Source organism: Teichococcus wenyumeiae, from assembly GCF_003696345.1.
Classification (GTDB): Bacteria; Pseudomonadota; Alphaproteobacteria; order Acetobacterales; family Acetobacteraceae; genus Pseudoroseomonas; species Pseudoroseomonas wenyumeiae.
Genome location: NZ_RFLX01000023.1, coordinates 39,646 through 59,691, shown reverse-complemented (window position 1 = coordinate 59,691; position 20,046 = coordinate 39,646). Strand labels below are relative to the sequence as shown.

Here is a 20,046-nt window from a genome sequence, read left to right as displayed (position 1 = left end):
GGCCGAGGAGGTGAACAGACACGGGTCATTTCTCAGCGAAAACTCTGACCCCTCCCGGGTCAGGTCTCAGCGAAAATCAACAGCTTCTCGTCGGACCGGAGATCCGAACCGCTCGCTTCGCGGTCTATTGTGTCGTCCGGGATGGCTTGACCCGCAACACCACGCTGTCTGGGTGACCAAGGACGGCTGTGGGGCGAGCGAGGACGGGATGCGGCGTACGATGGATCCGAAGAGCGGGCGACGTCATGGAGATGCGATGCGCCTCCTACGGAGCCGTCCTCACGCCCACGGCGTCACGCATCCGTTGCTGCCCAAGATCGAGGACGAGGAAGATCACCAGAATCTCGTCGTCTAGAATGCGGTAGCGGGCCACGAACCCGCGAGGAAGATCCCCGTCGCGCCGCAGCTTCTCGACTCCCTGGAACAGGTGGCCTGCGGGTGCCTTGGTTTGGGCGATCTCCCGCAGGGCATCCACGATCGTGTCCGGATTCGGGTGCCAGGCGTAGCTGACGTGGAAGAAGACCTGGCAGTCGGCGTAGCCGAGAAGCTTCTGAAAATGCTTCGTGAGATCGCTGCGAGGGACATAGTTACGAGCGATCACGGCCTCGATCGTCGCGACGGTGACGCCGCCCCTTCTTATGACGAGGTCACGCTCGCCAGGGTTCCCCCTCGGGGTGAAGCCACCCTTGCTCTGGTCCGGGACCGACCAGCCGAACGCCTCGAGCCGAGCCTGCAGCAGCCTGCCCAGGAGCATCGTCACGTCGTCCTCGCCGTTCCGGACGCGGACCTCCTCCATGGCTGACACGAGGCTGGTGACGTCCGCAGCGGCGGCGCATACGTGCCGTGTCAGGAAGCGTGCCAAGGCCCGTTCCGTCGAAAGACTCAGCACTTTCGCCTGTTCCGCAGCGCCCAGACCTACGATCTCGTGGAACGCGGCTTTTAGCCTCGTCGTGGGATCTTGGTCGCGGGACACGAAGGGGTCACCGGCGTAAGCAGCACCGGTCGAGATGTTCGCCCACGCGGCAGCGATAGCCTCGTTCCTGCCGACTGTCCGCTCGGCCTCGTCCAGGACGCCATGGGCCTGCTCTGCGAGGCCGGAACGAGACAGGGCGACCGCGAGGAAAGCGGCAGTGCGGCCTTGTTCATGCTCCGGAGGCAGTCCGGCCAACCGTTTCGCCGCTTCCTCCGGTCGATCGAGGGCCAGAAGGAGAACTCCGGCATTCGCCTCGAACGCTTCACGATCGGCCGCCGAAGGGGTGGCGAGCGCCCGGAAGGAGGTCTCGGCACTCTGGAGGACACGATGACCTTCCGCCCGCCGATCCAGCGGCACGATCTGCATCGTGTCCCCGACGAGGAAGTCTCTCATGCGTGCCGCAAAGAGGTTGAGCACATAGGACGAGACCTGAGGATGGCGTCGTCTCAGATCTTCGAACGTGGCGGCTGCGGATCCCGCTATCGCGTCCGGGGCCTGGATCTGTGCGAGGCCTCGGTAGAATTCGAGCGTCTCCCTACAGGCGCGTCGCTCCTCCTCCGTGATGTCTTCCGGTACCTTCGCTTGGTAGATCGTGGTCCATTCCTTGCGGAGCAAGCTAGACCAGAGTTCGAAGGTGAACCGGATACGCGCGCGCCCCGGGACAGGGCCTAGTGTGCGGACCTCGCGTTCCTGGTCGAGGAAAGCCTGGGCGGGTCCGGGGAGTCCGGCACGCAGGAGGGCTTCGATGCGCTGCTGCACTGCGGTGAGCGTATAGACCTCGGGAGAGCGGGAGGGGTCGAGTTCATCCAGACGCCTCACGAGCAGGCCGCGCTCGGAAGCCGGGACGAGAGAAAGCAGCTCGGCGAGGAAGGCAGGTTCCGCGACCTCCGCGAACGCGTTGCGGAGCGGCTGCCGTCGATCTTCTCCCAGGGCAGCCAAGGCTCTCGCGACGTCGGTCGCGATCGGGCGGGGTCGATGCCCGTATCCGAGGGTGCTCGAGACCGGTGCGAAGGCATCGATGCGGCCCTCCGCGACATCGTCCCTCGAGCCGGAACGAATCGCCTCCGCCAGGGCGAGGACGATATCTTCCGAGACGCCGCGCCCGGCCGCCCTGATCGCGCCAGCGAGCACCCGGATCACGGCGCGGATCGCATGGGCGATACCGTCCTTCGCCAGGAGCGTCTCCTCCGATGGCAGTTCCGCCGATGCCTGGCGGACGTCCAGGGGGAGGAGGACGTCCTGAACCTTCCAGACCTGCGACCTCCGTCCCAGGGAAACGAGGACTGCAGCTGCTTCCGTTGAGAGCCGGTCGGCGGAGAGGCGGGTGTCGCGACGACGCACCGCGGCTACGTAGTTGCTCAGGATCGTGTCGCCGTCCACGTCTGCTGCCAGATCGGCGGTCGCCACCAGCTCCAGCGTCGCGACGAAGGCAGGGGCGTCCGGTCCGGATGCATCCAGGGAGTGGATCAGGCAGCGCGCAACCTCGAGGGCCTTTTCCTTCGGTAGTCCGGCCACCGCCAGGAGCGTCGGGCGGGAGAGCGATGCCTCGCGGTCCGAAGGGCGGCGTGGATACCTGTCCCTGTAGACATGGATCAGAAGCGCCGCTGCCTCGTCGGCGGGCGTCGCACCCGTAGCGAGGCCGTGTACCAGAAGCGCCAGCCCGTCCTCGAACGCCTTTGCCCGGAGAGCGCCGTGGTCCGCGTCCTCGAGGTCACGGTCGGAGGTGCCATGCGAAGCCTCAAAGTTCGCAATGATCCGGCATCCCAGCGCTGCCATCGGCGGATGCACGAGCAGGTCGGCCACGAGCGCCGGTCGGTACTTGGCCTCGAAGATGACGACCTCGAGGAGGTCTGGCTTCCGTGCCGCGAAGTCGAGGAGATCCGGTGTCGAGGGATGGGAGGGCGGTCCGTGGTCCCGCGCCTCGGCATCTATCAGCAGCAGACGGAGGACACCCCAGCCCTGGTCGAAGGCTTCCATTCGACCGGATGACATCTGCTCGACGGTATGATTGTCGCACCACCCGGCGCGGCCGACCATGGTATCGGGCGGGATTGGCAAGGCGACGAGGGCCTCGGCAGGTGGCGTGCCGTGGGCCAGGGAGTACTCTTTGGCAAGCTGTTCGCGGATGTCCGCCCAGTCGCACAGCGCCCCCTCGTTCTGCAGTAGGGCGAACAGGTTCGATCGGAACTCGTCGGCGACCGCCTCCTCCCAGGCGTCTCGCAGGGCGAAGTTGGGGCGCCCGAGTACGTCCCACCGGTCCAGCCACCATTCCAGCGCCTGCGCGACCGTCATGTCGGTCGGCCGCGCCTCCCACAGCCGAGCGGCCACCCACGCGGGACTGCGACAGCCGATCTCCCGTAGCTCGACCTCTCCCGCGGCGACCCGGGATGCGGCACCTCCCACCCCTCCCTCAATCGCCAGAGCCTTTTCGACGTCCACGACGACGTCGTAGAGTCTGTGGACGAGACAGGCCAGGGCGGGCAACGTCGCCTCTGATCTCCTGACGGTCAGCCGGATGTCCCTCGACACCACGATCCGACCCAGGAAGGTACGGATCCATCCCTGGCGGAGCAGGTCGTCGAACGAAGGCTGGGTCGGGGCGTCCTCCGCCGCGTTCTCGTAGATCTCCCTCGCCACCACCTCGCGGTCGTTCGACGCGATGCCCACAGATCGGAGCAGTTGCAGCATGGCAACGTCGGGCAGCATTCCCTGCCCTGGTAGCGGAGCCAAGCTCTCCCGTCCGGGCAGGAACCGGCGCAGCCTTCGCCGAAGGGTTCGACGGGTCTCGAAGGGCGTGTACTGCAGGCTCGCGAAGCGGCTCATCACCGGGACAATAACCACCGGGTCTGCCTCGGTCACCTCTCATGGACCATCCGCGAGTCCGGTACCGAGGGGGGGCACGCCTGCGGTCGCGACGATGTCTCAGGGGGGATGAGGCCGAATGTCCATGGGGGGGCGGGACCGCTGGCGGCGGTTGAAACGGGGGTTGCTCCGTCTGACCCTGGCTGTCCTCGCGACCGACCGCCGTCGCAGCGGTCTTCGCTGGCCACACCTTCGGGCATGGGAGCCTCGCGACGACCAAAGGGGGGCAGGGCTGGCCCGTTGCCGAACCTCGACTGTTGATTGCCACTGAGACCTGGGATCTCCCGCACTTTCCGTGCTCGCAGATCCGGAAAAGGCGGCGCAAACCACTGATTACGGACGGGAACTCGGCAAATGGTGTACTCATCCGGTGACGGCCGCCTTGTGAGGGTTGATGGTCGCTGACCTTAGTGACGCTCGTAAGGGCGACGCTAAGGACGGGACGGGATGGAGATCATCACCGGTGTGGAGCGGCGACGACGCTGGCGCGACGAGGACAAGTTGCGCGTGCTGGCCGAGGCGGAGCAGCCAGGGGCACGTGTGTCGGAGGTGGCTCGGCGGCACGACATCAGCCGCGGCTTGCTGTGGTACTGGCGGCGACAGTTGCGGCAGGGGCGACTGGCAGTAGGTGACATGGCCGGGCCGGTGTTCCTGCCGGTGCAGGTGAGCGATCCGGTGCCGCCGGAACTCGCGGCGCCTGCAGTTGCCAGGACCGATCCACGGATCGAGATCGTGCTGCCGGACGGCACCTGTGTGCGGGTCGGTGCCGATGTGGATGCGGCTGCCCTGCGGCGCGTGCTGGCGGCGCTGCGCCGGTGATCCCCGTCCCCTCCGGCATGCGGGTGTGGTTGGCGGCAGGTCATACCGACATGCGCCGCGGCATGAACGGCCTGGCCCTGCAGGTGCAGGAGGCGCTTGGGCGCGATCCGCACGCGGGCGATCTGTACGTGTTTCGTGGCCGCCGCGGTGACCTGGTGAAGATTCTCTGGCACGACGGGCTTGGGATGTCGCTCTACGCCAAGAGGCTGGAGAGAGGACGCTTTATCTGGCCTTCACCCGCTGATGGCGTGGTGTCCATTTCCGGCTCGCAACTGGCCTACATGCTGGAAGGCATCGATTGGCGGAACCCACAGCGCACCTACAGGCCGCTGGCTGCGGGCTGAAGCCGATTGTGCTGGCAAAGCGCGGCTGTCCCTGATTCACTTCTGGTATGACGCCCGCCGCGGCTGACCCTGATGACGTTGAGGCCCTGCGCGCGGCACTGGCAGCCGAGCGGGAGGCGCGCCTCGCGGCCGAGGCCCGTGCCACCGGTGCCGAGGCCAGGGCGGTTGGCGCGGAGGCGATGATCGCGCACCTCAAGCTGGTGATCGCCAAACTGCGGCACGACAAGTTCGGCGCCTCCTCCGAGCGCGGCCGTAAGCTGCTGGACCAGCTGGAACTGGAACTCGGCGAGTTGGTCGCCACGGCGGCCGAGGACGCGGCGCGGGCGGAGAACCAGGCTGGAACCCGGCCCGGCGCACCGCCGCGCAGGCCCTCCCGCGGCCCTCTGCCTGCCCACCTGCCGCGCGAGCGGGTGGTGCTCCCGTCACCCGCGGCCTGTCCCTGCTGCGGCGGCAAGCTGTCCAAGCTGGGCGAGGACGTCACGGAAACCCTGGAGGTGATCCCGCGCTCGTGGAAGGTCATCCAGACGGTGCGGGAGAAGTACTCTTGCCGTCAGTGCGAGGTGATCACCCAGCCGCCCGCGCCGTTCCATCCGATCGCCCGCGGCCGGGCCGGACCGAACCTGCTGGCGATGATCCTGGAGGCCAAGTTCGGCCAGCACCTGCCGCTGAACCGCCAGAGCGAGAGCTATGCCCGCGAGGGCGTGGAACTGAGCGTCTCCACCCTGGCGGACTGGGTCGGCACCGCGGCGGCGGTTCTCTCGCCACTCCACGCGCTCATCGAGGCGCATGTCCTGGCGGCGGAGCGCCTGCACGGAGACGACACCACGGTACCGCTGCTCGCGCGCGGCAAGACGGTCACCGCCCGCCTCTGGGCCTATGTGCGGGACGACCAGCCCTTTGCCGGACCAGCGCCACCGGCCGCCGTGTTCTACTTCTCACGCGACCGCACCGCCGAGCACCCCAAGCGACACCTGGCCGCCTACAGCGGGATCCTGCAGGCCGACGCCTATGCCGGGTTCGGCGACCTCTATCTGGTCAGCCGTAAGCCCGCGCCGGTGACGGAGGCGGCGTGCTGGGCGCATTTCCGGCGCAAGGTGTTCGAGCTGGCGGAAGTCGCCCGCGCGCCGCTGGCGGCCGAGGCCGTGCGCCGCATCGACCGGGTGTTCGAGGCCGAGCGGGCGGTGAACCGGCGCCCGGCGGCCGATCGCCTGCAGCACCGGCAGAGCGTCGTGGCCCCACTCGTTGCCGATCTCCATGCCTGGATGCTGGAGAGCAGGGGAAAGCTGTCGCGCCACAACGACCTGGCCAAGGCGCTGGACTATGCTCTCAAGCGCTGGCCTGCATTCACCCAGTTTCTCAGCGACGGCCGGGTTTGTTTGACGAACAACGCCGCCGAACGCGCACTCCGTGGCGTGGCCCTCGGCAGGAAAGCATGGCTGTTCGCAGGCAGTGACCGTGGCGGCGAACGGGCCGCGATGATCTACGCGCTGATCACCACCGCGAAGCTGAACGACGTCGATCCCCGCGCTTGGCTCGCCGATGTGCTCGCCCGCATCGCCGATCACCCCGCCTCCAGGCTCGACGAACTTCTGCCGTGGAACTGGCAGCGTGCTCAAACGCCTGCAACCGCCGCCGCTTAAGCGTCAACCGCGGCCATCACCGGATGGGTACCAAATGGTGGCCGTTTTCGGAAGTTGAGCGGTTGATGCGGATTGAGTTGGGGGTTTTCTGAGCCGCTCCAAGCACTTGCAGATAAGTTTGCCCTAGGCGCAGCACGGAAAGTGCGGGAGATCCCGGCTCTCAGTGGCAATCAACAGCCATCATTCAGGGCGGTGATCGGCCTGCCGTTCATGGATCCCGAAGTGTCAAGGAGCAAGAGGCAGGGACACCTCGGTTCGGGATTCTCGATCAGGTTCGGGGGAACGAAGGGAATCTGATCCGAAAAGCTCATTGGGCAATCCTGCCATTGGACGGGGTCGGATAGACCGTCAGCGAACCTCTGCAACAAGTGGGCAGCGGGAGGTCTGGGGCCCTGAGGGCATGCAGGGGCAATCCCTAGCCACTCGGCCTTCTCTCCCCTCTGCAGTCAAGGACCACGGAATCCTTCAGGGAAGACTCGACCCAGCAGCTTCGTTACGAGTGACTGGCCGCGCGATATGCGGTGGGGCCGCGCGGCTCAGCCGCCCGCTCGAAACGAGTCGCTGACATCGAACACGTTTACGGTCAGTGTAGCCGCAAGTCCGGAAACCCCTGCAGGGGGTGGGCCATCCAGGACTAATACTGCCTGCGCGTTCGGAGCATGCCCAAGGACGCTCTGCATGGCCCTGAGGACTGAGCGGTACTTCACGCACTGAAATACACCGCGCTCGATCTCGTCGTGCGGCGACCGGACGGACTTGACCTCGACAGCGAGGCGCGACGCGCCGCCCTCGAAGTAGGCATCGAGACGGTCGCCCGACGAAAGGGTAACCTCAGTCTCGCCGATCCCGAAGGTGCCATAGTCGGCGAAGAACTCGGGATTGGACGCCGCCCAAATTTTGAGGTCCTTGTGGGCGGCACTCTCCCGGCCAGTAGAAAACCCCCGGGGATCCGGAAGCCGGGAGCCTGGGCCTGGTACACGCTTGCGCCCAGCGATCGGCACCCGTAGCCGGAGTCGCCTGCACACCTCTGGCCACCCGTTGTAGTCAAAGACGGAATGGATGGCCTGGCGAGCGTAGGCGTCGCGCTCCTCCTGGCTGAGCCGCCCAATTTCGGGGCCGCTGAAGCCAAGGAAGCGAGCTAGGTAGTGGTCGACCCCGTAGCTGGGTAGTTTGGTCTGACCGTTCACAACAATCGCGTTTAGGGGAGGGATCGTCTCGCCCATCTCCTTGCCGAGCGCCTCGCAGATGTCGCCGACCCTCCCGGCGACGTGGTTATAGTGGAGGGCCCAGGAATTGCTGATATCCGGCTCAACGATCTTCTTCAGACCGAGGTAGGTGATGGTGCTACCAACAAGGGCATGCCGCACCAAGGGCAGCATGGCCTCACGCGCTTTGCGGTGCGTTGGGGATTTGTTCTCCAGAAGGAGATCTAGGGCAGTCGGCATCTATACACCCATCGTTTCTTGTGCAGAGGACAGCACACGGCGCGGCTCTGGCAAGGGTGGCCGCGAACTGGATCCGGATTAGTCTCGCCGCATTGCGGATTTTCTGAGCCGCCTGCGGGACCAGCAACGCGTTGCCCTAATTTGGATCCCCGGACATCTGCTCAAACATCGTGCCAGCGGTCTCGCCGGTGGCCATGCCGACCGGGTTGAACAAGATGCCTGTTATAGGCTAAGATACTTATCATGAGGGTGGATGGCCGAGTGGTTTAAGGCAGCGGTCTTGAAAACCGCCGTGGGTGCAAGTCCACCATGGGTTCGAATCCCATTCCACCCGAATTTGATTTATTCTATATTTTCAATTCATTTGTCTTTTAGCTGTTGAATATACCAGGCGATAAAAGCCTTTGTAAGGTTGCTGCCCACTACTGGTAGGCTACCTGGCCGCTCAGCTCGATTAATAATCAACCCTCGTGCGACGTCCACTTCGAAGACGCGTGCGTTCTCCAAAACCCTAACGAGCGCCGTCGCCGTGCAGACGAACGCCTCGTAGAAGTCGGGTGCTGACGCGGCGTTCCTTGTCTTGGCGGCGGCCCCGTCAAGGCGGGCCTCATTTCCCGATTTGACGTTCTGCTGGATGTAGAGTTCCAGGCGCCTCTTGTCCGCCCGTGCGTTCGACAACTCGAGACGGGCTGACAGGAGCTTGGCCTTGAGGGTCGCCATCTCCTGCGTGCTGTCGGCTACCAGGCCGACAGCACCCTTCTGGGATGCAACGTGTGTCTCAAGACGGGCGCGGTAGGCCGGGTTCCGCCGAAGGTTCCCTGCCGACGTGCCGCACCGTTCGGCCACGTACTCGGCGAGGTTACTAACGTTGCGGAACACGGTCCCGGGTCGGATGCCTCCCAGGACGCCATCGATGACGGCCAGGGTCGCCTCCCGGCCTTCCTTGTGGAAGGCGCGGGCGTTGTAGGTCCCTTTACGGGCGGGCATCGCTCAGGCTTCCGATGGCGGGAGGAGAAGCAGCGGACGCGACTCAGCTATGCTGGCCGGGTTACGAACGGCGTCGGCAAGCTGCTCGATCGAGATGTTCCTCGCCTTGAGGACTGTCTTGATGAACCCCGCGAACTCGGCGACAGGATCTCCTGCGCCCTCCGGCATTAGGCTCGCCACGTCTCCCAGTCCGGCCAGGATTTCCGACTTGATCTGCATGACCTGGAACCGCAAGCGGTCGGTCTCGAGTGTCGGATAGGCGTTCGACTCCACCACCCGTCGTAGGAGGAACTCCCGGTCCGACGACGGTCTGGTGACCCGGAGCAGGTGCCTCCGGATGATTTCCGGACTGGCGGCATGGATCGCCTCCCCCGAAGCCGCGATGTCACGGCGCATGTCCGACAGGATCTCCTCCGCTAGGCTCCAGCCGAGGAGTTCCTGCAGGTCGGCCTCGATGGCGTCGTAGATCTCCCCCAACTCGCTCCCCTCGCTTCCGCGGGCGGCCATCCGCCCATAGGCTTCCTGGCTTGCCAGCAGGCGTTCCTTGAGCTCTCTCCGCTTCGCTGCGATGGCCGGGAGGTGGTCGATGCTCTTGCAAGCCAGCGGACAGGTCCCACAGCGACGATTACCTCCGATCTGCGCTACGATCTCCGCCGGGCAGTATTCCCCCACGGGACAGATGTGCGTCTCGCGGAACACGATGCTGGCCATCGGTGACGAGCGTAGGAGATCGAGAGCGATCGGGTCGGCTTCGTCAGGTTCCATCGCCGGAGTGAGGGCCATTATCCCGAAGGTCCTGATCGTCTTTTCCCGATCCTTCCGGAAGCTCCTGACAAGCGCGGAATTCTGCTCCTTGGCCTTGATGAGGGCCGGTCCGGAGGAGATCGCGGCCTGCGCTTTCATCTCGCCGAGGACCTGGGCATCGGCATGGAGGAGCCTTTCGCCAAGCGAATCCGGGTCGGGGTAGTCGTAGTGGCTCGCCACGTTGCCGTCGGCCTGGCCGACGATGGTCGCCACGTCGTCGAGCGTCATGAAGGGTGTACGACGGGTGATGAAGGTAGACCGGCATGAATGCGGCGTGTGTATCGCCATGTAGTGCAGCCTGCAGTAGTGGTATCCTTCGACTGTCCGTCTCACCTTCACGGTCGGGGGCTTCCCCACGTCCACGAGACAGGAGAGTCCCAGCCCGAGGCGGTTGTAGTGGATCTGGAAGGCACGCATGGCATGCAGCCACAGTTCGCTGTAGGCCTTGTCGCTGTAGGGTTGGCCGTTCGAGACGTTCCTGAACAGGGGCAGCAGAGGAGCGAACCGCGAGTTCTCACGGCCCGCGTAGGGCACGCGCACGTCCTCGACCATCAGGGATTCTTGGTCGGCTGATTCCCGGAGGAGGACGTCCCGGACCCTGGGCAGCACGACCGTCGTGAAGCCGTCGTTCGACTTGTCCGTGTTTACGCGCAGGCTATAGAACTCTCGCTTTTCCCGCGGTGCATTTCCCCCGTCGAAGGTCTCCCGCGACAGCCACTGGATGCTCTGGAAGCGGAGGCCGGTCTCCAGAGCGACGATAATCATCCGGATTTGGGTTAGCGACGGTTCGTTCCTGCCGGGCTGGGGCAAGAGCAGCCTGTTGGGGATCTCGTCGACCCGAAAGGTCTCGCCGAGATGACGGTAGGTCGATACGTCGCTGTCGTCGCTAATCGGCGTCTTCCCTCCGTTCGGAACCTGGCCACCTTTCGCCCTCGTCATCATCCCGAATGCCTCTACGGCATACAGCCATTTCAGGAGATGGGGCACGACATGCTTGCCAAGCGGCCGCTTGTTCGTCCAGGCGCTGATACGGGATGTCTTAGGGAGGTCGAAGTCCTTAGAGATCGGATTTCTGAAGCTTTCGCCCGTGACTTCGGCATTATCCTGGTAGCTGAGACCGATGAACTCGAAGAAGAGACGGATCTGATTCAAGTGGCTGTAGGCACTGCCGATGGTGAAGCGCTTGGCGACGTAGTTGAGAAGGGTCGCACCTCCTAGGATATCCTCGGCCGCATCGTCGATGAACGGGAAGCGCGTGAAGTCGCCGGGCCGTGCGGGTACGGCCATGATGACAGATGCTGAGTCCATCGAGACGGGAAGGCAGACAGCCAGGTAGTCGGCCAGCACGCGGAGTGCATTTCGTGGTACTGTCCCATCCTCTAGCCCACGCTTGGATCTCCACGCTAAGAATGAGTCAAAAAGTCTGCTCCACATCCCTCTCGCTTCCTCGGGGAGGCTTGTGGACAGGAAGCTCAACTCGGAGGTGTCCGGGAACCAGCCTACGCGCTTGTACTTGCGCTCAAAGATCAGGAGCATCGAACCTTTTTCCCGGTTTTCGACGTCCTCCGGCTCCACATTCGCATCTCCGTCATGGACCTCGGTGCGTGCCGCCCTGCATGCCGGGACACCTACCCGCCCCGTGAAGCCCCGCACTTCCCAGTACCTCTTGCGACGGGTAGCATTTTGCTTCTTGCGCCGGAGCACGGCCCTATCATCGACTATCGTCTCGAGGAGGGCCTCTTCGGCGGCTTCTGGCAGACGGTAGGCCATGATACGGTCATAGGCGGAAAGGGCTTCCCTGTCGTATCTTACCTCGTCCGGGATCTGATCCAGGAGAATGGACAGCAGGAAGCGGACGCTGGTCAGGATCGATGGCGCGGGAAAGTCTATCTTCCCGTTCTTGCAGTCGTTTAGAAATCTGGCGATGCCGATCGCCTGCCTGACATCGACGTCCCTGGGCGCATACCAGCTCGTGGCTAGGAGCCATCGTGTCGTGTGGTTGCGGATGCGCCAGTGCTCCGTCTCAGTCCCGCCGTCGTTCTGGTAGTCGAGGCAGAACCTAAGGAGAGAGGGTGCGATCTTCGCCTGTTCCTCCCTCGTCAGCGATCCTTTGAAGGAAAAGGTGATCGGGAGGAGAACCTCCTTCTCGGCCCAGAGGTGGAGAAGCATCCAACGCGCGTTCCGTCGGATGTGGTTCCAACCCGACGCCGGAACCCGCCCTCCAAAGCTAGTGGTCGCGTAGAGCCTCCCCATCAGATCGCCCGAGGTAGCGCTCGCGGGAAGAATCGCGATCTCGCAGAGCAGCCTCGCGTAGTCAGTCAGGTCCGTGGTTGGGTGTAGGTTGTCAAGGCGCATGATGTCCATGGCCTTGGCCTTTTCGCGCAGCGTTCTGGAGGAGTGACCCTGGTCGACTCCCCCCGACACGTAGTCGGCCTCAAGCGCCCTGAGAGATTTTCGAACAGCCGCCCCGGTTCCGGCCTTCAGGAATACCGGTGAGGCTGTCCGGTTGAGGTAGACGCCTTCTCCGGCATTTCCCTTGTCATTCACCGGGCCAGAGTCGGACCTGCCCCCAGTTTGCCCACTTTCGACGTCGGTCATTGGACGCCCGCCGCCGCCTCGAGGCGGTTCGCCTCGGCTCGTAGTCTCCTGACGACAAAGGAGGGCAGTGACGACACGTCGGTTCCCCCACCGAAAACGTGGGTGTCCGCGAAGGCCAGCTTCGCCTCGAGCACGAGGCCGTCTCTCCGGGCATAGATCTCCGTAGTTGCGGGATCCGAATGCCCCATCAAGCGCTGCACCTCGCGCAGGTCCAGCCCATAGCCTCCGTCGATCGGCAGGTAGTTGGTCAAGTACACACCATAGGTGTGTCGCAGGGAATGCAGCCCCCAGGCTCCATGCTCCGGCGGTGGTACCTCTGCCCTCCTGACCGCACGCTTAAATGCGGCATCCCGCGCTGTGTCCGAGAAGTCAGCCATCGGTCTCCCTCTGGCGGCACACTGGCGGATGTCCTGGAACACGTGGTCGTGATCCACACCGGGCACATATTCGTCTCTGAGATAGAGCGCTAGGCTGTCGAAGAAGGCGGTCTTGAGAGGCTCAAAGATATAGGTCTCGCTGAAGAGGCGCCCTTTCCAGCGCCGGAAGGCCTGCTTCTGCTCCGGCTTCGGCGTCCTGCGGCCGTTGGGGTCAAACACGTGGACGGTGCGCTTCGCGACGTCGACGCCCTCCCATACCAGCGCCATTGCCTCTGAGGTGCGGAGCCCCCCCCCGGCCAGCAGCGTCCAGAGTGCCCGGTCGCGGTGGCTCGTGGCCGCATCGAAAAGGGGAGCGAGGTAGGCAAGCGGGAAGTCGAGCCGCTGGTCGGCATCCACTCCCTTCTTCACGGAGAAGGCGACTGTCTGCGACCTGTCCGTCGGGAGGGCGCCGGGACGGATAACGTTTGCAAGCTTTGAGCCACTCTTTCGCCCCCGCCGCTCCCGGCTTGCCTTCCCCCGTGTGGTCGTGAGCACCTTCAGCAGTGGGCCGCTCGCGTCCAGCACTGTCCTTGGCCCCAGCGCCTGCGCTCGTTCGGCCTCGGTCTGGGCGTGCAGCTCGGAGAGGGCGATGAACAGGTTGACGGCCGCCACCATGTTCGGGTTGACGTCCACCGAATGCAGGTCGAGCGCCTCCGCGATCGCCCGATATTCCCTCACCATGGGGTCCTGGGAACCCGGCTTAGCAGCGCGGATCTCCGAGGCCCGCTGCCGGACTCGGAAGTAGTCCTCGACTACGGCGACCAAGCGCTCCGACGGCACGGCCTGGCCGAACGCCCCCGCCTCGGCGAGGTAGTCCAGGAAGTTTGCAACGACCTCAAGGTACCGCTTGACCGTCGCGACCGCCCGTCCTCGCCTAACCATCTGACGAGCGAAATGATCAAATGTGGTCACCAGACTGCCGTGGTCATCGATCAGTTGGAACACGGCGGTTCCGCCGATTTCGTAGGCCCGCTTCGTGAAGTTTTTCATCGCCGCCGCCCTTCTATAAGACCCCGTAGGATGCCTTTCGAAGGTGCACATGTTCCACACAGGCGAGGCGGACTAATTTACCGCCAATCCCCCATTCTGCAGAGATTTTAGTCCGTTTTGACAGTGCGGCCTATGTGCACCGGGTGAACGGTTCAGATAAGAACCCACGGTAGAGTTACCCCTACGGCGGTTTTCAAGACCGCTGCCTTAAACCACTCGGCCACCCATCCATTTTGCCGGAACCAAAGCGGCAACTTGTGCGTAACGCCACTGCGGCCAGAAGGAAAGTGCATGCACGCTAAAGTCACGACCCTATTGTCGGCCATTCTCGTCGTGAGCGTTCCCCTGGGCGCCATGGCCCAGGGCGCGAGGGTGCCCGCCGACAACGTCGCGGCCGCGCCCTCGATCGCCCCGGATCAGGCGCCGCCGCCCGATCCTTATGGCACCTTCACCTTCTCGGTTGAGAACGACCTCTTCGGCGGCGGGACCGACCGCTACTACACCAATGGCTTCCAGTTCTCCTGGCGCTCGCCTTCGGCGGATCTGCCGTCGCCGCTGGCCTGGGTCAACGACCGGCTGGAATGGGTGCTGGGCCCGGGGACCCTCCGCTGGGGTGCCTCCTTCGGGCAGAGCATCTACACGCCGGAGGATACCTACCGGCGCAATCCCGATCCCAGCGACCGCCCCTACGCGGGCTATCTCTACGGTGCCGTCAGCCTCAGCCGCACCACGGAGCTGACTTCCCGCGTGGTGGAACTGCAGCTTGGCGTGGTCGGCCCTTCGGCGCTTGGCGAGTTCGTCCAGAACAACTACCACGATATCTTCAACATCAAGAACACCGAGGGTTGGGACTACCAGCTGAAGGACGAGCCGGCCGCCACGCTGCTTTATGAGCAGAAGCGCCGCGTTCCGCTCGGCAGCTTCGGCGGCATCGATGCCGAGGTCATTCCCTCCGCCACGCTGAGCCTTGGCAACGTGCAGACCTATGCCGGGGTCGGTGGCACCTTCCGGATCGGCCAGGGGCTGGATTCCGACTTCGGCCCGCCACGCATCCGGCCGGCGCTCTCCGGCTCCAACTGGGTGCAGCCGCGCCGTGGCTTCGAGTGGTATCTCTTCGCTGGGGTGGAAGGGCGCGCCATTGCCCGCGACATCTTCCTGGACGGCAATACCTGGCGGGACAGCCGCAGCGTGGACAAGCGTCCCCTGGTGGCTGATTTCCAGGTCGGCGCGGCCGTCGTCTGGCATGGCGTGCGCGTCGCGCTGACCCAGGTCTGGCGTTCGGAGGAATTCTACGGCCAGCAGGGGCGGCAGAAATTCGGCTCCCTCAGCGTGTCCTTCCGCTTCTGAGGCCGCGAGGCCTTGTGTGGAAGGCCGAGGTTGTCCGGCCGGCGGATCGCGTGGCATTCCTGCCGCCATGCTGAAGCGCCGTAGCCTGACCACCCGATTCGGTGCCGCCACCCTGCTGGCCAGCGGTGGGGCGGCACATGCGGCATCGCCTTCCTTCGAGGATTTCCTGGCCGGCGTGGCGGCGGAGGCGCAGCAGGGCGGCGTCTCCCCGGCCACCCTGCGGCGCGCGCTGGACCCGGTCCGCCCCAATGACAAGGTGCTGCAGCTGGACCGCAGGCAGCCCGAGTTCACCTTGACCTGGGACCAGTATCGCGACGGCCGCCTTTCGCAGCAGCGGGTGGACCGTGGCCGCCAAGCCTTTGCCGAGCATCGCGCGCTGCTGGATTCGATAGCGGCTCGATACCGGGTGGACCCGCGCGTGATCGTGGCCATCTGGGGGCTGGAAACGAACTACGGCGGCTTCACCGGCAATTTCAATGTGATCGAGGCCTTGGCGACCCTGGCCTGGGAAGGCCGCCGCGCCGCCTTCTTCCGCAAGGAGCTGCTGGCGGCGCTGCGTATCCTGGAACAGGGAGACGTCGCGCCAGAGCGGATGCGCGGCAGCCATGCCGGCGCCATGGGTCATCCGCAGTTCATGCCGACGAGCTTTGAGCGGCTGGCGGTGGACTTCGATGGCGACGGCCGCCGCGACATCTGGGACACCCGAGCCGATGCGCTGGCCTCGATCGCCAATTATCTGGCCGCAAACGGCTGGCAGGATGACGCAAGCTGGGGCAGGGAGGTGGTGCTGCCCGCCGGCTTCGACCCCGCCATGGCCGGCCGCGACAACCGGCGGCCGTTGCGGGACTGGGCTGGCATGGGCGTGATGGCCGCTGACGGCGCAGCCCTGCCATTGCTGGACATGGATACCGCCATCCTGTTACCCGGCGGGGCAGGAGGCCAGGCCTTCGCGGTGTATGGGAATTTCAATGTCATCCGACGCTACAATCCCTCTGACTATTATGCCCTCTTGATCGGCCTACTGTCGGACCGCGTGGCATGAAGGCCCTGTTCCGCCCGGTGGCCTTGCTGCTGCCCCTGCTGGTGGCCTGCACGCCGCCACCCCCGGCCCCAAAGCCGCAGCCCCGCTACACCGTTGGGCAGCCCTATGAGATGGGAGGCGTCTGGTCCTATCCGCGCGAGGATTTCGCGCTGCGCGAGACCGGGCTGGCCAGTGTCATTCCCGACCCGCGCCCCGGGCGCGCGACGGCCGATGGCGAGATCTACGACCCGGCGCTGCTGACCGCCGCGCATCGGACGCTGCAATTGCCGGCCATTCTGGTGGTGACCAATCTGGAGAACGGCCTGTCGCTGCGCGTCCGCGTCAATGACCGTGGGCCAGCCCAGCCCGGGCGGGTGGTGGCGCTCTCCCGCCGCGCGGCGGAACTGCTGGGTGTCTCGGCCAGCGGCACGCAGGTGGCCATTGCGGTAGACCCTGACCTTTCCCGCGCGCTCAGCGCAGGCCTGCCGCAGCCCGAGGCGCCGCGCATCGCCATCGAAACCGCGCCACGGGAGGCTGTGCAGGCCGAGAGCCTGGCGCCGCCGCCCGGCACCCAGGCGGCGGAGCGGGTGCGCCAGGGCCGCAGCCCGGTGCAGGTGGCCGCGGTTTCTGTGGAGCCGGCGGCGCAAGCCGTGCCTGACCAGATGCCGGAAGCCGTCAGCCGGGGCTATGCGCGGCCGGGTCAGCTTTATGTCCAGGCCAGCACCTTCACCACCCGTTCCGCCGCGCAGCGGCAGGCGGCGCGGATCGGCGGCGCGCGGGTGGAGGCCATCGGCAGCGGGCGGTCGGCGGAGTATCGTGTGCGTCTTGGTCCCTATGGATCGGTGGCACAGGCCGATGCAGGGCTTGAGGTGGTGCGGCGCTCCGGCGTATCGGACGCACGCATTCTGGTGGACTGAGTTCAGGGGGAGTTTGGAGCCATGCCGCATCGCCGCGAGTTATTGGGCGGTACCGCCGCGTTGCTGGCTGCCGGCGCGCTGGGCCAACCGGCCATGGCGCAGCGCCGGGCGCCCGCCCGCGCCGGCGCCAATGCGCCGCCGCCGGGCACGCCCGCCAGCACGCCGCTGGGGCCGGTGCATACGCAGGCCAAGCAGGCACTGCTGATCGACGCCGATACCGGCGCCGTGCTGGCCGAGAAGAACGCGGACGAGCGGATGCATCCCTCGTCCATGTCCAAGCTGATGACCGTCTATGTGGTTTTCGACCTGCTGAAGCAGGGCCGGCTGCGCATGGACCAGACCCTGACCGTCAGCGAGAAAGCCTGGCGGATGGGCGGCTCCAAGATGTTCGTGGAGCTGGGCAGCCAGATCAGCGTCAACGACCTGCTGCATGGCGTGATCGTGCAGTCCGGCAACGATGCCTGCGTCGTGCTGGCCGAAGGCATCAGCGGCAGCGAGACGCAGTTCGCGGAGCTGCTGAACGAATACGGCAAGCGCCTGGGCCTGAAGGACAGCACCTTCCGCAACGCGACCGGCTGGCCGGACCCGGAGCACCTGATGACCTGCCGGGACCTCGCATCCCTGAGTAAGCACATCATCAACGACTTCCCTGAATATTACGGCATCTTCAACGTCCGCTCCTTCCAGTGGCATGGCATCACGCAGGAGAACCGCGACCCACTGCTGGGCCGCGTCGCCGGCGCCGACGGCCTGAAGACCGGCCATACCGAGGACGGCGGCTATGGCCTCGTGGGCAGCGCCAAGCGCGGTGAGCGCCGGCTGATCGCGGTGCTGAACGGCATGACCTCCATGCGCATGCGTGCCGAGGAATCCGAGCGCATGCTGGAATGGGGCTTCCGCGAGTTCGAGAACGTGGTGCTTTTCCGTGCCTCGGACACCGTGGAGCAGGCGCCGGTCTATCTTGGCGACCGCCCGAGCGTGCCGCTGGTGGGCGGCCGCGACATGGTGATGACCCTGCCGCGCCAGTGGCGCCGCAACCTGGCGGTGAAGCTGCGCTACGACGGCCCGGTGCCGGCGCCCATCGCCAAGGGCCAGGAGATCGGCCAGTTGGAAGTCTCGGGCCAGGGCGTGCCGCCGATGACGCTGCCGCTTTATGCTGGCGCCGATGTCGCCAAGCTGGGCGTGCTGTCGCGCATTCCGGCGGTGATCGGGCGCTGGGTCTCAGGCTGACGTGACCACGGACAAGGCGCGCTTCATCACGCTGGAAGGCGGGGAGGGCGCTGGCAAGACCACTCTGGCGCGGCGGCTGACCGAAGCCCTGGCCGCCGCCGGCAGGCCCGTGCTGCGCACGCGCGAGCCGGGCGGTGCCCCGGGGGCCGAGGCGCTGCGCGCGCTGATGCTGCACGGTACGGTGAACTGGGACCCGGTGGCGGAGGCCATGCTCATGTTCGCCGCGCGCCGGGAGCATTTGGCCAAGACCATCCGGCCGGCGCTGGAGGCAGGCATCTGGGTGGTCTGCGACCGTTTCGCCGATTCCACGCTGGCGTATCAATGCTACGGCCATGGCCTGGACGCCGCCGTCTGGCGCAAGCTGGCGGATGTGGCGCTGGACGGCTTCGCGCCCGATGCCACGCTGGTGCTGGACCTGCCGCCCGAGGCCGGCATGGCGCGGGCGCTGACGCGCGGGCTGCCGGACCGCTTCGAGCGGCTGGGCGCGGCTTTCCATGCCCGCGTGCATGAGGGCTTCCGCGCCATCGCCGTGGCGGAACCGCACCGCTGCACCCTGCTGGATGCGGCCCAGCCGCCGGAGGCGGTCTTCGCCGCCGCCAGCGTGGCACTGCACAGCCGGCTTGGGCTGGCGCTATGAGCCCGCCGCCGGAACCCCGCGCCAACCCAGACCTCTTTGGCCATGACCATGCGGCGCAGGCACTGGCCGATGCCGCTGCCTCGGACAGGTTGCACCATGCTTGGCTGCTGACCGGCCCGCGCGGCGTCGGCAAGGCCACCCTGGCCTTCCGCTTCGCCCGCTGGCTGCTGGCGGGGCGGCCGCCCGGCAGCCCGCCGCTGTTCCTGCCGCCCAGCGACCCCACCTTCCGCCGCGTCGCCGCTGCCGGCCATGCCGACCTGCGCAGCCTGGCGCCCAATGCCGGCGAGCGCGGCGTGAAGATGATGATCCGCGTGGACGAGGTACGGCAGGTGCCGCGCTTTCTCTCCCTCACGGCCGCCGAGGGCGGCTGGCGGATCGTGCTGGTCGAACAGGCTGAGGCGATGAACGCCGAGGCCCAGAACGCGCTGCTGAAGACGCTGGAAGAACCGCCCCCCCGCGCGCTGCTGCTGCTGACCACGGCGGCGCCGGACCGTTTGCTGCCCACCATCCGCAGCCGCTGCCGGCGCGTGGACCTGTTTCCCCTGGCCGCGCCGCAGATGGAGCAGGTGCTCAACAACTGGCTGCCGGACCTGGATGCCGGGCAGCGGGCTTCCCTGGCACGGATCTCCGATGGTGCGCCTGGCCGGGCCCTGGAACTGGCGGAAGGTGAGGGGCTGGCCCTGCAGGCGGAGGTGGACGGCTTCCTGCGCAGCCTTCCCCACCCGGACCCGCGTGCTCTGCACCAGCTCAGCGACCGCCTGGCGGCCAAGCGCGACGGCAGCGCCCTGGTGATGTTCTTCGACCTGCTGCGCTCTACCCTGGCCACCGCCGTCCGGGAAGCGGCACGCGGCGGCACGGCCGCGCCTTATCTGGCGGCCCGACCGCTTGCCGACTGGGCCTCTCTGTGGGACACCCTGGGCCGGCTGGCCGACGAGACCGAAACCCTGAATCTGGACCGCAAGCAGGCGGTGCTGAACGGTCTGTCCCGACTGGCCTCGCGCTGAGGACCTGAAGAA

The 20,046-nt window shown here is 66.0% G+C and carries 14 protein-coding genes and 2 tRNA genes; 10 read left to right on the top strand and 6 right to left on the bottom strand.

Annotation, left to right across the window (positions count from 1 at the left end; all coding sequences use genetic code 11):
- Positions 1 to 265: 265 nt before the first annotated feature.
- A complete protein-coding gene (locus EBE87_RS21590; RefSeq protein ID WP_120639300.1) occupies positions 266 to 3,832 on the bottom strand; it encodes a hypothetical protein in 3,567 nt (1,188 codons plus the stop codon).
- A gap of 450 nt (positions 3,833 to 4,282) precedes the next feature.
- Between EBE87_RS21590 and tnpA the strand changes: the two genes are divergently transcribed.
- The 3 genes from tnpA to tnpC are packed head-to-tail and all read left to right on the top strand — an operon-like array spanning position 4,283 to position 6,638.
- Entirely contained in the window at positions 4,283 to 4,654 is a 372-nt protein-coding gene (gene tnpA / locus EBE87_RS21585; RefSeq protein WP_120639299.1) for an IS66-like element accessory protein TnpA, read from the top strand.
- Positions 4,651 to 4,998: an IS66 family insertion sequence element accessory protein TnpB gene (gene tnpB, locus EBE87_RS21580; RefSeq protein WP_120639298.1), complete on the top strand. Its 348-nt coding sequence runs from the start codon at positions 4,651 to 4,653 to the stop codon at positions 4,996 to 4,998. Before tnpA ends, tnpB begins: the two co-directional genes overlap by 4 nt.
- Before the next feature lie 47 nt (positions 4,999 to 5,045).
- Positions 5,046 to 6,638: an IS66 family transposase gene (gene tnpC, locus EBE87_RS21575; protein ID WP_120639297.1), complete on the top strand. Its 1,593-nt coding sequence runs from the start codon at positions 5,046 to 5,048 to the stop codon at positions 6,636 to 6,638.
- Between the two features lie 536 nt (positions 6,639 to 7,174).
- Here the strand turns inward: tnpC and EBE87_RS21570 are convergent.
- A complete protein-coding gene (locus tag EBE87_RS21570; protein WP_120639296.1) occupies positions 7,175 to 8,017 on the bottom strand; it encodes a hypothetical protein in 843 nt (280 codons plus the stop codon).
- A gap of 313 nt (positions 8,018 to 8,330) precedes the next feature.
- Here EBE87_RS21570 and EBE87_RS21565 point away from each other — a divergent pair.
- A tRNA-Ser gene (locus EBE87_RS21565) sits at positions 8,331 to 8,417 on the top strand.
- Positions 8,418 to 8,443: 26 nt separating this feature from the next.
- Here EBE87_RS21565 and EBE87_RS21560 read toward each other — a convergent pair.
- From EBE87_RS21560 to EBE87_RS29115, 4 genes are all read right to left on the bottom strand, one after another.
- On the bottom strand, positions 8,444 to 9,070 hold the full coding sequence (locus EBE87_RS21560; RefSeq protein ID WP_120639295.1) for a hypothetical protein: 627 nt from the start codon (positions 9,068 to 9,070) through the stop codon (positions 8,444 to 8,446).
- Between the two features lie 3 nt (positions 9,071 to 9,073).
- Complete coding sequence (locus tag EBE87_RS21555; RefSeq protein WP_147426122.1) at positions 9,074 to 12,472, bottom strand: hypothetical protein; 3,399 nt, start codon at positions 12,470 to 12,472, stop codon at positions 9,074 to 9,076.
- Positions 12,469 to 13,878: a tyrosine-type recombinase/integrase gene (locus EBE87_RS21550; protein WP_158600946.1), complete on the bottom strand. Its 1,410-nt coding sequence runs from the start codon at positions 13,876 to 13,878 to the stop codon at positions 12,469 to 12,471. The genes EBE87_RS21555 and EBE87_RS21550 overlap by 4 nt, the downstream gene beginning before the upstream one ends.
- 138 nt (positions 13,879 to 14,016) lie before the next feature.
- A tRNA-Ser gene (locus EBE87_RS29115) sits at positions 14,017 to 14,102 on the bottom strand.
- Between the two features lie 67 nt (positions 14,103 to 14,169).
- Here EBE87_RS29115 and EBE87_RS21545 point away from each other — a divergent pair.
- The 6 genes from EBE87_RS21545 to EBE87_RS21520 all read left to right on the top strand — a co-directional run bounded on the left by EBE87_RS21545 (position 14,170) and on the right by EBE87_RS21520 (position 20,034).
- On the top strand, positions 14,170 to 15,225 hold the full coding sequence (locus EBE87_RS21545) for a lipid A deacylase LpxR family protein (RefSeq protein ID WP_120639292.1): 1,056 nt from the start codon (positions 14,170 to 14,172) through the stop codon (positions 15,223 to 15,225).
- Positions 15,226 to 15,292: 67 nt separating this feature from the next.
- Entirely contained in the window at positions 15,293 to 16,267 is a 975-nt protein-coding gene (locus EBE87_RS21540; protein ID WP_120639291.1) for a lytic murein transglycosylase, read from the top strand.
- Positions 16,264 to 17,163 carry a septal ring lytic transglycosylase RlpA family protein gene (locus tag EBE87_RS30365; RefSeq protein ID WP_120639290.1) on the top strand — a complete coding sequence of 300 codons (900 nt, stop codon included), beginning with the start codon at positions 16,264 to 16,266 and terminating at the stop codon, positions 17,161 to 17,163. The genes EBE87_RS21540 and EBE87_RS30365 overlap by 4 nt, the downstream gene beginning before the upstream one ends.
- 21 nt (positions 17,164 to 17,184) lie before the next feature.
- Positions 17,185 to 18,393, top strand: a complete 1,209-nt coding sequence (locus EBE87_RS21530; RefSeq protein WP_122140115.1) for a D-alanyl-D-alanine carboxypeptidase family protein — start codon at positions 17,185 to 17,187, stop codon at positions 18,391 to 18,393.
- A 1-nt stretch (position 18,394) separates the two neighbouring features.
- The gene (gene tmk, locus EBE87_RS21525; protein ID WP_120638244.1) at positions 18,395 to 19,030 is read left to right on the top strand and encodes a dTMP kinase; all 636 of its coding nucleotides are present in this window, start codon (positions 18,395 to 18,397) and stop codon (positions 19,028 to 19,030) included.
- Positions 19,027 to 20,034 carry a DNA polymerase III subunit delta' gene (locus EBE87_RS21520; RefSeq protein WP_120638243.1) on the top strand — a complete coding sequence of 336 codons (1,008 nt, stop codon included), beginning with the start codon at positions 19,027 to 19,029 and terminating at the stop codon, positions 20,032 to 20,034. The genes tmk and EBE87_RS21520 overlap by 4 nt, the downstream gene beginning before the upstream one ends.
- The last annotated feature ends 12 nt before the right edge of the window (positions 20,035 to 20,046 follow it).

What these genes read in the sequence shown, in the direction of transcription:
- tnpA (WP_120639299.1), top strand. Translation starts at nt 4,283, where the DNA reads ATGGAGATCATCACCGGTGTGGAGCGGCGACGACGCTGGCGCGACGAG.
- tnpC (WP_120639297.1), top strand. Translation starts at nt 5,046, where the DNA reads ATGACGCCCGCCGCGGCTGACCCTGATGACGTTGAGGCCCTGCGCGCG.
- EBE87_RS21570 (WP_120639296.1), bottom strand. Translation starts at nt 8,017, where the DNA reads ATGCTGCCCTTGGTGCGGCATGCCCTTGTTGGTAGCACCATCACCTAC.
- EBE87_RS21560 (WP_120639295.1), bottom strand. Translation starts at nt 9,070, where the DNA reads ATGCCCGCCCGTAAAGGGACCTACAACGCCCGCGCCTTCCACAAGGAA.
- EBE87_RS21555 (WP_147426122.1), bottom strand. Translation starts at nt 12,472, where the DNA reads ATGACCGACGTCGAAAGTGGGCAAACTGGGGGCAGGTCCGACTCTGGC.
- EBE87_RS21550 (WP_158600946.1), bottom strand. Translation starts at nt 13,878, where the DNA reads ATGAAAAACTTCACGAAGCGGGCCTACGAAATCGGCGGAACCGCCGTG.
- EBE87_RS21545 (WP_120639292.1), top strand. Translation starts at nt 14,170, where the DNA reads ATGCACGCTAAAGTCACGACCCTATTGTCGGCCATTCTCGTCGTGAGC.
- EBE87_RS21540 (WP_120639291.1), top strand. Translation starts at nt 15,293, where the DNA reads ATGCTGAAGCGCCGTAGCCTGACCACCCGATTCGGTGCCGCCACCCTG.
- EBE87_RS30365 (WP_120639290.1), top strand. Translation starts at nt 16,264, where the DNA reads ATGAAGGCCCTGTTCCGCCCGGTGGCCTTGCTGCTGCCCCTGCTGGTG.
- EBE87_RS21530 (WP_122140115.1), top strand. Translation starts at nt 17,185, where the DNA reads ATGCCGCATCGCCGCGAGTTATTGGGCGGTACCGCCGCGTTGCTGGCT.
- EBE87_RS21520 (WP_120638243.1), top strand. Translation starts at nt 19,027, where the DNA reads ATGAGCCCGCCGCCGGAACCCCGCGCCAACCCAGACCTCTTTGGCCAT.